Raw genomic sequence first — 14,288 nt, forward strand, 5'->3', positions numbered from 1 at the left:
GCCGCTGTACATCCTGTATCACCGCAGCTTGAGAGTTGAGATACGATATTTCTCCGTCGCTTCTCAGCGTCCGCCTTCCCGCATCAGCGCATCGAAGATGATCCGGCGTGCCCTTTCCGCGTCTATCTCCGCGGCGAAATGCGCATTGAATTGCCCATGTGAGGCCCGGGTTTCGACGACGGTGCGCCCGCGCGTATGCTGCCCCTGCAATTCCGCGTCGATCCGGGCGTGCCGAAGGGTGGCGATGTCAGGTTCGACGAAAATGGCGGCCGCTGTCGGATCGTAGATCGCCATGGCCGGTCTGCCGCGGCTGACGGCGATGTTGATGTAGCCCTCCAGGAGATCCGCCAGTAATTGTGCCTTTTCTCCAGCTATCTTTCGGATATGGGCGACATCTTCCGGCCAGGCCAGCACCTTGCGGCAGATATCGAGATCGACCATACGCAACGGCAGGCCATGCGCAAGGACGATCGCAAGCGCCTCCGGATCGGCAAAGGCATTGAATTCCGCCGACGCCGTGTGGTTGCCCGAGGTGACGCCGCCACCCATCCAGGTGAGCTCGTCGATGCGGGCGGCGAGATCCGGCCGTGCCAGCGCCAGCGCCGCGATGTTCGTAAGCGGTCCGAGCGCTAGCATGCGCTTCGGGCCGTTTCCGTCGGAAAGCCAATTGCTGAGGGCGCCAAAGGCATCGCTCGCCGGAAGCGGGTTGGCCGGCGGCAGGCTTCTGCCCGCAGTGGGAATGCCGGTCTGGCCGAGAATGCCCTGTGCCGTTTCCAGTTTGCAAAGCACGGGCAGCTCACGTCCGGTATGGATCGGAAACGTCCAGTTGAAGACCGCAGCCGCGCTCGCGGCATTGGCCTGGACATGAGGCAGTGGCGCATTGCCGGTGACAAGCGAAACGCCGTCGATGACAAGATCCGAATGCGCCACCACCAGGATGGCGGCGATGTCATCGAATCCCATATCGGTATCGATCCAGATTCCCATGTCTTATCCCATCGGCGGTATGAATTGACGCGACGGCCGTCTCGGCCCGTCGCTTCGGATGACGGCATCCCTTGCCATCCGGCGGGAATGGTCGCGGGGCGCGCAAGGACGCGCACCCGCAGATGACTTAGCTGGCGAGGGCGTCGAGGATGCGGATCCAGGAGCGGATGCCCTTGTGATAGGAGCGCAGCTCGTATTTCTCGTTCGGCGAATGGATGCGGTCGTCGGAGAGGCCGAAGCCGACGAGCAGCGATTCCATGCCGAGCATCTTTTGGAAATCGCCGACGATCGGGATCGAGCCGCCTTCGCCGACAACGATGGCGGGGTTCGGCCACTCGTTGGAAAGCGCGGTCTTCGCCTTGCTCAGTATCGGAGAATCGTAGGAAAGCTGGATGGCCGGCGAGCCGCCATGCTCGTGAAACTCTACCGAGCAATCCCCAGGAACCTTCGAGCGCACATAGGCGCGGAAGCTTTCGCGGATCGCCGTCGGGTTCTGCTGGCCAACCAGGCGGAAGGAGACCTTCGCCGATGCTTTGGCGGCGATCACGGTCTTGAAACCGGCGCCGGTATAGCCGCCGGTGATGCCGTTGACTTCAGCGGTCGGCCGCGCCCAGATCAGCTCCATCACCGAACGGCCCTTTTCCCCCGAGGGAATGGACAGGCCGACCTCGCCGAGGAATTTTTCCGTCGTCATCCCGAGCGTTTCCCAGGAGGCCTTGATATTAGCCGGCGTTTCCTCGACGCCTTCATAGAAGCCGTCGAGCGTTACGCGCCCGGTCTCGTCATGCAGCCCGGCGAGAATATCGGAGAGGATGTGGATCGGATTGGCGGCGGCGCCGCCGAACATGCCCGAATGCAGGTCGCGGTCGGCGGCGTTGATGATGATCTCTTCGCCGACGAGGCCGCGCAGGCTGGCCGAGATCGACGGCGTTTCACCGTCCCACATGCCGGTATCGCAGACGAGGGCGAAATCCGCCTTCAGTTCGGCGGCATTGGCCTCGATGAAGGGCTTGAGCGAGGGCGAGCCGGATTCCTCTTCGCCTTCGAAGAGGATGGTGATGCGCACCGGCAGTGCGCCCCTGGTTTCCTTATAGGCGCGCACCGCTTCGACGAAGGTCATCAGCTGCCCCTTGTCGTCGGACGTGCCGCGGCCGGTCAGGACCTTGCGGCCATTGCCTAGGTCCTTGATGGCCGGAGCGAAGGGATCGCTTTCCCAGAGCTCGAGCGGATCCACGGGCTGTACGTCGTAGTGGCCGTAGAACAGCACATGGGGTGCATTGGTAGTGCCGGCATCGTGATGGGCGACCACCATGGGATGGCCGGGCGTATCGCGCAGGGAGGCCTTGAAGCCGGTCGAGTTCAGGTAGGTGACCAGCCATTCCGCTGCCTTGCGGCATTCCGCCTTGTAGTCCGGATCGGTCGAGATGGACTTGATGCGCAGCAGCTCGAAAAGGTTGTCGAGGCTGGAGGGAAGGTTCTGATCGGCGCGGTCGAGAACGGGCGATAGATCGGTCATATCCGACTCCTTACATGAAATTTGGAGCGACGATAGACCAAAGGCCAGCCGGTTTCGAGGCGTTAAAACTGAAAATTTACCGTAGCTTGCCTCTTTCGACGGAAGCCCGCCCTTACGTGATTAGTTGCGCATGTAGTTTACAAGTTTTTTAGATTATTAGAAATAACGTCAATCCAGAAGAGTATTCTGGAGACGCGTAATGTTTTCAGTAATTGCATGTATTCGCGACGCTCATGACTTCAGGCTTATTCTCGTGGCAGCGGCCATCTGCCTTATCGGCAGCCTTGCCACCATGCTTCTTTTTTCGCGTGCGCAGGAATGCCAGTCGCATCAGCGTCGCTATTGGATTGCGGCTGCGGCCTTTGCCAGCGGTGTCGGCATCTGGGCGACGCATTTCATCGCCATGCTCGCTTATGAAAGCAGCCTCCCCATCTCCTACGGCGTTTCGCTGACCGCGCTCTCGGTTATTCTCGGCATTACCGGTTCATGGCTTGCAATCGCCGTCGCCTTCGAGTGGGACAACCGCATCTCCTTTGCGGTCGGCGGCATGCTGATGGCGTTTGGAATAGCCGCCATGCATTTTAGCGGCATGCAAGCCATCGAGGCGTCGGCGCAGCTCTCCTTCGACATACCGCGAGTCGCCATTTCCATCATTGCCGGCGCCGTTTTCTCGTCGCTGTCTTTCCTGGCATTTCGCAGTCTTCATGGTTTCCGTCGCATCATCACTGGCGCTCTTCTGCTGTTGCTGGCGATTTGTTCCCTGCATTTCACCGCGATGAGCGGCGTCACGCTGACGCCCGAAGTGGGGACGCCGGGTGCCACCCTTGCCATGGATCGAAGCATCCTGGCAGGCATTGTCATGGCTGCGGCGATGGGTTTGATTCTCATCGCTCTCGGAGCCATCTTCATCGACCGTCATCTGACCGACCTTCGCGGCTTCGCCAATGCGTCGCTCGAAGGTTTGCTCATCATCCGTGATGGCCTGGTAATCGACGCGAATGAGCGATTTTTCGCCATTTCCGGATGGCCGCAGCAGCAGGTGATCGGTGCTACACCGGAAACCTTCCTCGCGATCGACGTCGATGCCCAAAGTGATGCCGCCATTCCGTTGGAAACAACCTTGTCCGGCCATGACGGCAAGGCGATTCCCGTCGAAACCGTGCGCCGCTCCATCACCTATCGTGGCCATGAATGTAGCGTATTGGTCGTGCGCGACCTGACGGAACGGCGCCAGGCACAGCAGATGATCGAGCATCTGGCGCACCATGATATATTGACGGATCTGCCCAATCGCTCGCTGTTCGATCAGCGCATGCGTCAGGCGCTGCAGGTGGCCAACCGCAGGGGCGGGGAGGTTGCCATCTTCTGCCTGGATCTCGATCGCTTCAAGGCCATCAACGACGTCTTCGGCCATGCGGAAGGCGATCGCATCCTCTGCAAGGTCGCTGGCATCCTGCAGCGCGCGATCGAGGAGGGCGATACGGTGGCACGGCTCGGCGGCGACGAATTCGCCATTATCCAGCCGAGGCGTCGGCAGCCCGAAGGGGCCACGCGCCTTGCCGAGCGCATTCTCGCCGAATTCGGCATGGAGATGGATACGGCGCGCGATCCGACGGCTGTCGGCGTCAGCATCGGCATTGCCATCTACCCGCGTGACGGCACGAGCGCAGAGCAGCTTTACGCCAATGCGGATATGGCGCTTTATCGCGCCAAGCATGCAGGCCGGGGCCACGCCTGCTTCTTCGATGCCGAAATGGACAAGGCCGTGCGCACGCGCCGTCAACTAGAGAACGATCTGCGCCAGGCCATTCTCCGCCGGCAGCTCTTTCTGGAATATCAGCCGATCTATGATGTCGGCAGCGACAGCGTCAGCGGCTATGAGGCGCTGTTGCGCTGGGCGCATCCGGATCGCGGCGTGATCGAGCCGGAGACGTTTATTCCCATTGCCGAGGAGAGTGGATCGATTGTCGCGATCGGCGAGTGGGTGCTGCAGCAGGCCTGCCAGGAGGCGACGCGCTGGAGCGAACCTGCAAACATCGCGGTCAACCTCTCGCCGCTGCAATTCATGATCCCGACCCTCTACGATCAGATCGAACGGATCCTGCGCAAAACCGGTCTCGATCCGGAGCGCCTCGAGCTGGAAATCACGGAGGCGGCGCTGATGCGCGAACGCACGACGGTGATAGCGACATTGCAGCGGCTGCATCGCCTCGGCGTGCGCGTGGTCATGGATGATTTCGGCACCGGCTTTTCCTCGCTCAGCAATCTGCGCGCCTTCCCCTTCGACAAGATCAAGGTCGATCGCAGCTTTACCGGCGCGCTTGAGCATGATCCCGCAGCCCGCTCGATCGTTCGAGCCATCATCGGCCTCGGCCACAGCCTGAACATGCCTGTCGTCACGGAAGGCGTCGAAACGGAAACCCAGCGTCGCATCGTCATCGAGGAAGGCTGTGCTCAGCTTCAGGGAATATTCTTCGGCAGGCCCGATGTCGGGCCGAGCCAATTCCAGTCGGCTTTGAATAAGGCGGTCGGCCAGGGCTGAGGCGCGTTGCGTGCTTTTCCTGGAATTGTTCTAAAGCGTGTCGCGATCTCTAAGATTCGCTTCCCACGCTTTAGGTCTTTGATTTTACGCATGTCGTTGTCGCAAAACCGCTACACACTTTTGCGTGACATGCTCTAAAGCTGCCTGGCATTCTCCAGCACGCGCCGGATATATTCCAGCAGCAGCTCGCGTTCGAATTGCCGGAAATCCTTGAGAAGATCCGTATCGGCGGCCATGGCGGCCTCGATCGCTTCCGCCTGCATGGCCGCGGCCTTGTTCGTCAGGAAGATCAGTTGTGCCCGCTTGTCCGAAGGATGCGGGCGGCGTTCCACCAGGCCGTCCCGTTCCATGCGTGATAGCGTATTGGCCATCGTCGCCTGTTCGATGTCGATCCTCTCGAGCAGCTGCTTCTGCGTCAGCCCGTCCTCGGACCACAATTCCAAAAGGATCGGAAACTGACCGGGGGAAAAGCCGAGCTTCGCCGCGCGTTGTTGTAGCGAGCGAGCGAATCCCTTCGCCATCTGGCTGGCAAGGTAGGCGGCGGAGTCCATCCGATTAAATCCCATGATTGCAAATATGCCCATAATTCAAGATCAAGACAATCAGCAATTCTCGGGTCGATCTCCTCTGAAATAAGCAACTCCAGCGAATCTTTTCACCGTCATAGGTTGCATTTTTTGGCATGAAAAAGCCGCCATGGCCTGGAGGGGACGCCATGGCGGCTCATGAAAGAGGGACAAAGGCCCGGAGAGGGGATAGGCCTTTGTCCTAGTCTGACATGGCGGGGGACAGGCCGGTTGTCAGACCCGCGGCGTATCAATCGCCGGTGATTAGGATTTGAGGTTTCGAATGTGGTTTTTCAAGGGAATGCGCAGATTAGATTGATTAAAAGTTAGTAACGTTTCGGTGAGAGATCTGGCATTCGGACAATACTGCAAAACTGAAGTTTATATGGACGTTGGAAGTGCGTCACGCTATCCATGCTTCCATGAAAAAAGGTGATCATCTCTTCCTCGTCGACGGCTCCGGTTTCATTTTCCGGGCCTTTCACGCCCTGCCGCCGCTGACGCGCAAGTCGGACGGATTGCCCGTCGGCGCCGTCTCGGGTTTCTGCAACATGCTGTGGAAGCTCCTGACCTCGGCGCGCGACACCTCGGTCGGTGTGACGCCGACGCATTTCGCCGTCATCTTCGACTATTCGTCGAAGACTTTCCGCAAGGACATCTTCCCTGAATACAAGGCCAATCGCTCGGCGCCGCCGGAAGAGCTGATCCCGCAATTCGGTCTCATCCGCGAGGCGACGCGCGCCTTCAACCTGCCTTGCATCGAGACCGACGGCTTCGAGGCCGATGACATCATCGCGACCTATGCCCGTCAGGCCGAGGCGGCCGGCGCCGACGTGACGATCATCTCGTCCGACAAGGATCTGATGCAGCTCGTCACGCCCATGGTCCACATGTATGACAGCATGAAGGACAAGCAGATCGGCATTCCCGATGTCATCGAGAAATGGGGTGTGCCACCCGACAAGATGATCGACCTGCAGGCCATGACCGGCGACTCGATCGACAACGTCCCCGGCATCCCCGGCATCGGCCCGAAGACGGCCGCACAGCTTCTGGAAGAATTCGGCGATCTCGATTCCCTGCTCGCCCGCGCCGGCGAGATCAAGCAGCAGAAGCGCCGCGAGAACATCATCGCCAATGCCGAACTCGCCCGCATTTCGCGGCAACTGGTGACGTTGAGGACCGATGTGCCGCTGGAACTTGCGCTCGATGCGCTGGTGCTCGACCCGCAGGACGGCCCGAAGCTGATCGGTTTCCTGAAGGCGATGGAATTCACGACCCTGACGCGGCGCGTGGCGGAGGCCTGCGACTGCGACGCGGCGGCAATCGAGCCCGCCGTCGTCAAGATCGAATGGGGCGAGAGCGCCCACGGCCCGGATCTCGATGTCGGCGAGAATGTCGATCTTGTCGCCGGCAGCGTTGTCGAGGCCGAAGGGGCATCGGTTCCGGCGCCGTCGGCCAAGGCGCGCCTGGCTTTGGATGGCACCACTGCGCCCGAGGATCTCGCCAAGGCGCGCGCCGCAAGTTTCGCGAGCGCGCCGATCGATCATTCGAAATATGTGACCATCCGCGATATCGCAACGCTCGACCGATGGATCGCGGATGCGCGCGAAACCGGTATCGTTGCCTTCGATACGGAAACGACCTCGCTCGATGCCATGCAGGCCGAAATCGTCGGCTTCTCGCTGGCGATTGCCGATAATCGTGATGATCCGACCGGCGCTTCCATCCGCGCCGCCTATGTGCCGCTCAGCCACAAGACCGGTATCGGCGATCTGCTGGGCGGCGGTCTGGCCGACAATCAGATCCCGCTGCGTGATGCGCTGCCGAGATTGAAGGATCTGCTGGAGGATGCCTCCATCCTGAAGATCGCGCAGAACCTGAAATACGATTACCTGCTGATGAAGCGCTACGGCATCGAGATGAAGTCGTTCGACGACACGATGCTGCTCTCCTACGTGCTCGATGGCGGCGCCAATGCCACGCATGGCATGGACAGCCTTTCCGAGCGCTGGCTCGGCCACAAGCCGATCGCCTACAAGGATGTGGCCGGCAGCGGCAAGTCCAACGTCACATTCGATCTCGTCGATATCGACCGCGCGACCCACTATGCCGCCGAAGATGCCGACGTGACGCTGCGTCTCTGGCTGGTGCTGAAACCACGACTTGCGGCAGAAAAACTCTCCGCTGTCTACGAACGGTTGGAGAGGCCGCTCGTGCCGGTGCTCGCCCATATGGAAGAGCGCGGCATCACCATCGACCGGCAAATCCTTTCTCGCCTTTCCGGCGAGCTGGCCCAGGGCGCCGCCGCGCTCGAGGACGAGATCTATAATCTGGCTGGCGAGCGCTTCAATATCGGCTCTCCCAAGCAGCTTGGCGATATCCTCTTCGGCAAGATGGGATTGGCCGGCGGCAGCAAGACCAAGACCGGGCAATGGTCGACCTCGGCGCAGGTGCTGGAAGATCTGGCCGCGGCCGGCTTCGAACTGCCGCGCAAGATCGTCGACTGGCGCCAGCTCACCAAGTTGAAATCCACCTATACGGATGCGCTCCCGAGCTACGTCCATCCCGAGACCAAGCGCGTTCACACCTCCTATTCGCTGGCATCGACTACGACCGGGCGCCTGTCGTCCTCCGAACCGAACCTGCAGAATATTCCGGTACGCACGGCGGAAGGCCGCAAGATCCGCACGGCCTTCATTTCGACACCGGGCCACAAGCTCGTCTCCGCCGACTACAGCCAGATCGAACTGCGCGTGCTGGCGCATGTCGCCGATATTCCGCAGTTGAAACTGGCCTTCGAAGACGGCGTCGACATTCACGCCATGACAGCATCCGAAATGTTCGGCGTGCCGGTGGATGGCATGCCGAGCGAAGTGCGCCGTCGCGCCAAGGCGATCAACTTCGGCATCATCTACGGCATCTCCGCCTTCGGTCTCGCCAACCAGCTCTCGATCGAGCGCTCGGAAGCCGGCGACTACATCAAGAAGTATTTCGAGCGCTTCCCGGGCATCCGCGATTACATGGAGGGCACCAAGCAAGCCGCGCGCGACAAGGGCTATGTCGAGACGATCTTCGGCCGCCGCATCCATTTCCCGGAAATTCGCTCCTCCAACCCCTCCGTCCGTGCCTTTAACGAACGCGCCTCGATCAATGCGCCCATCCAGGGTTCGGCCGCTGATGTCATCCGCCGCGCTATGATCAAGATGGAGCCGGCGCTGGCGGCAGCGGGGCTCGGCGATCGCGTCCGCATGCTCTTGCAGGTGCACGACGAGCTGATCTTCGAAGTCGAGGATGCCGATGTCGAGCGCACCACGCCGATCATCGTCTCGGTCATGGAAAACGCTGCCATGCCAGCGGTAGACATGGCCGTGCCGCTGAAGGTCGATGCGCGCGCCGCGCACAATTGGGATGAGGCGCACTGAGGTTATATCGGGCATAGTGAGGAGATCAGCCCTCATGGTGAGGTGCGGAGGCTCCTGAGCTTGTCGAAGGGCCAAAGTCTCGAACCATGAGAGCGGATGGAGATAATCGACCGGGCCACCTCCTACTTCGAGGCCTTGACGCTTGCGCGCCAAGGCACCTCAGCATGAGATGGAGAGAAATCCGCGATCCGACTTAACTACGAGTTCGTGAAGATGATCCGGGCTGAACAGCGGATGCCTACTTCCCAACCAGCGTTTCCAGCACGGAAATGATAGCGCGTTCGGCCTCTTCCAGCGTCCCGCTATTGTCGATATCAACGACGTCGTAGCTGCCCTGAACGGTCAGTGCGCTTCTCTCCAGGCGCTTCAGCACATCTTCGCGGCTCTCGCGTCCGCGCGCCATCAGTCGTTCGGCCAGCACTTCGCGGGACGCCGTGATGTTGATGATCTTCAGCCGCGGAAATGCGGCCTGGAAGCGGTGAAGCGCCGAGCGCGAGCCATTGGCGATGACCAGATTGCCGCGAACGAGTTCATCGGTGACTTCGGCCGGAATGCCGTATTTCAGCCCATGCGCCTCCCAGGAAACGGCAAAGGCGGCAGCCTGCTCCATTCCATCGAAGTCAGCTTCGGAAACGCTTCTGTGGTCTTCATTGCCGGCATCGCCGTCCCGCGTGATGACGCGGCGGACGAAATGCACGTCAGGCCGGCCGGCAAAATGCCGGGCGGCCAGATTCATCAGCGTGTCCTTGCCGGCGCCGCTCGGCCCGACAACGACGGCGAGCGTGCCTGCTGTCGCATCCGTCAGGCCGAGGTTAGCCGGCTTGATCTTGGTGTCCGGGCTCATGCGACCCGCCGCCCTTCTCGCCAGACGGAGCGCGTGACAGGCACGCCGTGGTCGCGGCGAACGCGCACGAGATCCGCCCGCAGCCCTTCGGCAATGCGGCCGCGGTCGTTGAGACTGACCGTCTTTGCCGGCGTCGCCGTCACCATGGCAATCGCCTGCGGCAGCGAAATGCCCTCAACCTCGTCAGCCAAGATGAAGGGTGCATGTAGCAGGCTGAGCGGCACATAGTCGGAGGACAGCACGTCAAGGACGCCGAGTTCGGCCAGATCGCGAGCGGCGATATTGCCCGAATGCGACTTGCCGCGCACGATGTTCGGCGCGCCCATCAACACGCTCATGCCGGCGCCGTGCGAAGCCTTGGCGGCATCGATGCTGGTCGGGAATTCGGCGAGGCGAACGCCGTAGTTGATGGCTTCGTCGACATGGGCAAGCGTCGCGTCGTCATGGCTGGCAACGGTGATGCCGCGATCGGCGCAGACCTTGGAGATCGCGTCGCGATGCGGCGTGGCATACTTGGCCGATTCCTCCTGGCGCTTGGCGACGAATTTGGCAAAGGCCTCGTCGCTGAGCCCACGCTTCTTCTGATAGTAGAAGATGTACTGATCCATGGTTTGGAACTGGCGCTGACCCGGTGCATGGTCCATCAGCGAGACCAGACGCACGTAAGGGTCCTGCTCAAAATCCTGGAAGTGGTCGAGCACGTTGTCGGAGGAGACTTCGCAGCGCAGATGGATCAGGTGATCGGCGCGCAGGCGATCTTCGCTTTGGGCGGCCTGGATGGCATCGGCCATATCACGCATCTCGCCCTTTTCGAAACCGCCGTCCTCGTCCGAGCCCATGCGTAGGCAGTCGAACACGGTCGTGATGCCGGAGGTGACGATCTGGGCATCATGCGCCTGGATCGCCGCCGTCTTGTTCCACCGCACGCCCGGGCGCGGGGAGTAGTGCGCCTCGAGATGGTCGGTATGCAGCTCGACCAGACCAGGGATCAGAAAATCACCCTCGAAATCTTCGCCGATATCGGACTTGCCCTCGGAAATGGCGGCAATGCGACCGTCGCGAATCAGCACGGAACCTTCGACAATCTTGTCTTCGAGGACGATGCGGGCGTTGGAAAGGACGGTTTCTTTGGTCATATCGGCTCTTTCATATTAGGCGCCGGCAAGCGGCAGCCAGGAACGGACGGTAAAGGGAGCACCACGCTCTTCTTCGACGAAGACGGCGAGGCCGGAAATATCGAGCGGCTTGCCGGTATGTTCGGCGAAGCGCCCGGCGAGGATGGCTTGCAATTCGGGCTGACGCTCGGAGGGTACGCGTCCCGTCAGCGTCATGTGGAAGCGGAATTCGTCGTTGACGTAAGGATAGCCCCAGCGCAGCAGATTGGCGCGCTGCGGCTCGGTCAGGCCTTCCGGCTTGCGTCGCGCGATATCATGATCCGACAGCGGCGCGCGGAATGGCTCGAAGGTCTTGACGACGCGCGAGGCGAAATCCTGCAGCGGCTGATAAACGGAACCGGGAACGAGCGCAAAGAAATGGCCGAGCTGGCCAAGCACCAGCTCCGGAATGGTGAAAGCCTTGGTCTGCGAGGCGAATTCGGCGGCGACTTCGAGGAGATCGCGCTCGGTCACAGAAGCGGCTAGCTCGAACGGCGCCTTCAGCGTGGCATGGAAGCCGTAGCGGCGCGGGTCGGCCGTCAGCTCGGCATGATCTTCCGGCAGCGGCGCCATGGCCTTGTCGGAAAAAATCTCATTCGAAAATGCATCACGGCCCAGCCAGCGGGCGGCGAGAGATGTCAACGGATCGTCTTTGGGCGGCGTGAAATAGAGAGCATAGCGCAAGGCTGCATTCCTTGGAAAAATCGGCTGCGCGAGACACTGTTGGGTGATTTGCGACAAACCGCAATAGCAGCAAGGCAGCAACGGTTCGAATCCGGCTAAAGCCAGCTTGACCGCCGCGGACTTGCCGGCCTGCGCTACCGGATTCCCGTGACAGAATGATGATGCGGAACGATTTTTTCCCGTTCTTTTTTATTTCGTTCGCGTGCCCATCAGCTGCGAGCGCAAGGCATTGGATGCGGCGTCGAACAGGAAGACAACGATGAGGATCAACAGCACCATATAGGCGACGTTTTCCCAGTTGGCATTGGTGCGCATTGCTTCCCAAAGTTTGAGACCGATGCCGCCCGCGCCGACGGCGCCGATGATGGTCGCGCCGCGCACGTTCGATTCCCACTGGTAAAGCGTCTGGCTGACGATGACGGGCACGATCTGCGGCATGATCCCGTAGCGATGCACGAGAATGGTTGGCGAACCGGTGGATTTCACGCCCTCGCGCGGCTTGTTGTCGATGTTCTCGAGGCCCTCGGAATAGAGCTTGCCAAGCGTGCCCGTCTCGGTGAGGAAGATCGCGCCGCTGCCCGCGAGCGGGCCGGGGCCGAAGGCGCGTGTCAGGAACAGCGCCCAGATCAGCATGTCCACCGAGCGCAGGAAATCGAAGAAGCGCTTGAGGATCTGGTTGACGAGTCGGCTCGGCGTGATGTTGCGAGCCGCCAGGAAGGCGAGTGGGAAGGCCGCGAGCGAGCCCAGCAGCGTCCCGAGGAAGGCCATGACGATGGTCTGGAACAGCTTGGTCCAGACGTCGCCATGCTGCCATGCGCCATTGTTCCAGATATTGTCGAAGGCCAGCGAGAGATTGGACTGAGCAGGATCGAGCCGCGGCCCTGAAACGATCAGGCTGATGACTTCGCTCGCCGGCTTGTCGAAGAAGGGCGAATGCGTATCGAAGACGAAGTTGGCCCAGCCGATGAACCGCTTGCGGATCTTCACGCGGTCGGTGGAAATGCTGGCATCGCCGGCAAAGCCGAGATTGACCAGAATATTGTCGTCATAAACGGTCATCCAGCTTGGAACGGGCTCGGAACCGACGATTTTCGGCACATCGCCGGCAATATCGATCGGAATCGTGATGCCATGCGCGGTCACGATGGCCTGCGTCTTGGTGACGGTTACCGTGCGGCTTGTGCCGCTGACGGAAACGGTCATGCTGCCATCGGGGTTGGTCTTCACCCAGTCCGGGTTCGGATTATCGCCCAGGGGTGAAAAGCGCGGATATTTGATGCTGATCTTGTCGCCGGAGATGCGGAATTCCGGCTGCACGTCATAGCTCACCCATTCGCTGAGATAGATGCCGACCCGCTCCCAATGCGCTTCCGAAATGACCTTCGGCAGGTCGAAGAACCATACGGCATAGATGCCGTAGAGGATGACGCCGATGAAGATCATCAGCGCGCCAAAGCGCTGGCGGAACGACCGGTGAAGAACTTCCGGGTAACGCGCTTCGATTTCCTGCATGCGGCCGGCGTCGATGACGGACATGGATAACCTCAATGCTGCAAAAGGAAGGCATGCTCGCCGACGAGACGGCGGCGGAGCCATGCGGAAAACTGGTCGACGGCGATGATCGTCAGGAAGAGAAGCAGCACCAGCGCCAATGTCTTGGCGCCGAAACCGCGTGAAATCGCAAGTTTGAGCTCCTCGCCGATGCCGCCGCCGCCGACGGCGCCGATGATGGTCGAGGCGCGAACGTTGATCTCCAGACGCAGCAGCGCGTAGGACATGAAGTTCGGCAGCACTTGCGGCAGGGCGGCAAAGCGCACGCGCTCGCTCCAGCTCGCGCCGACGGCACGCATGCCCTCGTCAGGCTTCATGTCGATATTCTCGACCACTTCGTAGAAGAGTTTGCCAAGCGCACCGATCGTATGCAGGCCGACGGCGATGATGGCGGCAATCGGGCCGATCGACAGGATCGCCGAAAATAGCCCGGCGATGACGATCTCGGGAAAGGCGCGCAGGAATTCCATGATGCGCTTGGTTACCAGCCGGATCGGATTGGATGGCGACATGTTGCGGGCGGCAAAGAAGCTCAAAGGCACGGCGAAGACGAAGCCAATGATGGTCGATACCAGTGCCACATTGATCGTGATGATCATCAGCTCGAAATATTCGGGGATGTAGAAATCGCCCCAGACATAGACGCGGCCGAGCGGGAAATTGAACTCCTCGCCGCCGGCGCCATTGGCCCCGTTCGGGCTCGGCAGATCGAAGAGCGCGCGGTAGACGTCGGCCCAATCCTTCGGAATGAGCCAGCTCAGGAAATCGAAGAGATGCGGCAGGCGGTCAAAGAAATGCCCGGCGTTGTTTTCGTCGGCGAAGCGCACCGAGCTGACGAAGGCGACGAGCAGGATCACGAGGCCGATGCCGGTGTAGAAGCGGCGCTTGGCCACCATCTTGCTCCAGGCGTCGCCGATCTCCTTGGCGCTCTGCGGCGCGCTCTGCATGTTCGGGTGCGTATCGGCGATCGTCATGAAATCCTGCCCTTGTGAATCGCAAAGGGGTGTGAATAGCAAAAG

General features: G+C 60.8%; 10 protein-coding genes. 2 read left to right on the forward strand and 8 right to left on the reverse strand.

Translation table 11 applies throughout. From position 1 onward, the window contains the following. Positions 1-63: 63 nt before the first annotated feature. Positions 64-987, reverse strand: coding sequence for a nucleoside hydrolase (locus I8E17_RS18000; protein WP_113366820.1), 924 nt, complete (start codon positions 985-987; stop codon positions 64-66). A gap of 127 nt (positions 988-1,114) precedes the next feature. Beyond that, positions 1,115-2,503: a M20/M25/M40 family metallo-hydrolase gene (locus tag I8E17_RS18005; protein WP_113366819.1), complete on the reverse strand. Its 1,389-nt coding sequence runs from the start codon at positions 2,501-2,503 to the stop codon at positions 1,115-1,117. A 199-nt stretch (positions 2,504-2,702) separates the two neighbouring features. Between I8E17_RS18005 and I8E17_RS18010 the strand changes: the two genes are divergently transcribed. Further along, the gene (locus I8E17_RS18010; protein WP_113366818.1) at positions 2,703-5,045 is read left to right on the forward strand and encodes an EAL domain-containing protein; all 2,343 of its coding nucleotides are present in this window, start codon (positions 2,703-2,705) and stop codon (positions 5,043-5,045) included. 134 nt (positions 5,046-5,179) lie between these two features. On the opposite strand, the gene I8E17_RS18015 is transcribed toward I8E17_RS18010, so the two are convergent. After that, positions 5,180-5,596: a MarR family transcriptional regulator gene (locus I8E17_RS18015; protein WP_069611351.1), complete on the reverse strand. Its 417-nt coding sequence runs from the start codon at positions 5,594-5,596 to the stop codon at positions 5,180-5,182. A 437-nt stretch (positions 5,597-6,033) separates the two neighbouring features. On the opposite strand from I8E17_RS18015, the gene polA reads away from it, so the two are divergent. Beyond that, positions 6,034-9,036 (forward strand): DNA polymerase I, encoded by a 3,003-nt coding sequence (gene polA / locus I8E17_RS18020; RefSeq protein WP_113366817.1) that lies wholly within the window; start codon positions 6,034-6,036, stop codon positions 9,034-9,036. 238 nt (positions 9,037-9,274) lie between these two features. On the opposite strand, the gene phnN is transcribed toward polA, so the two are convergent. The 5 genes from phnN to phnE (I8E17_RS18045) all read right to left on the reverse strand — a co-directional run bounded on the left by phnN (position 9,275) and on the right by phnE (I8E17_RS18045) (position 14,243). Continuing rightward, entirely contained in the window at positions 9,275-9,880 is a 606-nt protein-coding gene (gene phnN / locus I8E17_RS18025; RefSeq protein WP_113366816.1) for a phosphonate metabolism protein/1,5-bisphosphokinase (PRPP-forming) PhnN, read from the reverse strand. Continuing rightward, positions 9,877-11,016, reverse strand: coding sequence for an alpha-D-ribose 1-methylphosphonate 5-triphosphate diphosphatase (locus I8E17_RS18030; RefSeq protein ID WP_069610910.1), 1,140 nt, complete (start codon positions 11,014-11,016; stop codon positions 9,877-9,879). The genes phnN and I8E17_RS18030 overlap by 4 nt, the downstream gene beginning before the upstream one ends. A 15-nt stretch (positions 11,017-11,031) precedes the next feature. Further along, the gene (locus I8E17_RS18035) at positions 11,032-11,718 is read right to left on the reverse strand and encodes a DUF1045 domain-containing protein (protein ID WP_113366815.1); all 687 of its coding nucleotides are present in this window, start codon (positions 11,716-11,718) and stop codon (positions 11,032-11,034) included. Positions 11,719-11,907: 189 nt separating this feature from the next. Further along, positions 11,908-13,254: a phosphonate ABC transporter, permease protein PhnE gene (phnE, locus tag I8E17_RS18040; protein WP_113366814.1), complete on the reverse strand. Its 1,347-nt coding sequence runs from the start codon at positions 13,252-13,254 to the stop codon at positions 11,908-11,910. Positions 13,255-13,262: 8 nt separating this feature from the next. After that, a complete protein-coding gene (gene phnE, locus I8E17_RS18045; protein ID WP_069610913.1) occupies positions 13,263-14,243 on the reverse strand; it encodes a phosphonate ABC transporter, permease protein PhnE in 981 nt (326 codons plus the stop codon). Positions 14,244-14,288: the final 45 nt, after the last annotated feature.

It is taken from the genome of Rhizobium sp. AB2/73, assembly GCF_020871915.1.
Classification (GTDB): domain Bacteria; phylum Pseudomonadota; class Alphaproteobacteria; order Rhizobiales; family Rhizobiaceae; genus Rhizobium; species Rhizobium dioscoreae.

What these genes read in the sequence shown, in the direction of transcription:
- I8E17_RS18000 (WP_113366820.1), bottom strand. Translation starts at nt 987, where the DNA reads ATGGGAATCTGGATCGATACCGATATGGGATTCGATGACATCGCCGCC.
- I8E17_RS18005 (WP_113366819.1), bottom strand. Translation starts at nt 2,503, where the DNA reads ATGACCGATCTATCGCCCGTTCTCGACCGCGCCGATCAGAACCTTCCC.
- I8E17_RS18010 (WP_113366818.1), top strand. Translation starts at nt 2,703, where the DNA reads ATGTTTTCAGTAATTGCATGTATTCGCGACGCTCATGACTTCAGGCTT.
- I8E17_RS18015 (WP_069611351.1), bottom strand. Translation starts at nt 5,596, where the DNA reads ATGGACTCCGCCGCCTACCTTGCCAGCCAGATGGCGAAGGGATTCGCT.
- polA (WP_113366817.1), top strand. Translation starts at nt 6,034, where the DNA reads ATGAAAAAAGGTGATCATCTCTTCCTCGTCGACGGCTCCGGTTTCATT.
- phnN (WP_113366816.1), bottom strand. Translation starts at nt 9,880, where the DNA reads ATGAGCCCGGACACCAAGATCAAGCCGGCTAACCTCGGCCTGACGGAT.
- I8E17_RS18030 (WP_069610910.1), bottom strand. Translation starts at nt 11,016, where the DNA reads ATGACCAAAGAAACCGTCCTTTCCAACGCCCGCATCGTCCTCGAAGAC.
- phnE (WP_113366814.1), bottom strand. Translation starts at nt 13,254, where the DNA reads ATGTCCGTCATCGACGCCGGCCGCATGCAGGAAATCGAAGCGCGTTAC.
- phnE (WP_069610913.1), bottom strand. Translation starts at nt 14,243, where the DNA reads ATGACGATCGCCGATACGCACCCGAACATGCAGAGCGCGCCGCAGAGC.